This is a genomic window from Paraburkholderia sp. BR10954, assembly GCF_040965775.1.
In the GTDB taxonomy this organism is placed as follows: domain Bacteria; phylum Pseudomonadota; class Gammaproteobacteria; order Burkholderiales; family Burkholderiaceae; genus Paraburkholderia; species Paraburkholderia youngii.
Genome location: NZ_JBFRCK010000341.1, coordinates 1 through 250 on the forward strand (window position 1 = coordinate 1; position 250 = coordinate 250).

Sequence of the window (250 nt, forward strand, 5' to 3'; positions counted from 1 at the left end):
CGTTGATTCCACGACTACTCCCTGCAGTTCATCCCGATAGGGCTCCAGCGCGGCCACTATGAGTTGGAGATCATTGGCCAGCCGCTTGCAGTACAGCACCCGGTCCCGGTCGTCAATGGCGGCGACTACGGCGTTGTTCGAGTGCAGATCGATGCCGCTATACTTCATTTCAGCGTGCGACACGTGTCGCCGTCCGCCGGACGTAAATCGGCGAACGTAGTAGACGGCAAAGCTCTTTCTTGCCTTGTCA

At 58.0% G+C, this 250-nt stretch carries 1 pseudogene; it reads right to left on the reverse strand.

Features of this window, described 5'->3' with window-relative positions:
• A pseudogene (locus AB4Y34_RS42485) lies at positions 1 to 183 on the reverse strand (IS110 family transposase); the annotation flags it as partial.
• Positions 184 to 250: the final 67 nt, after the last annotated feature.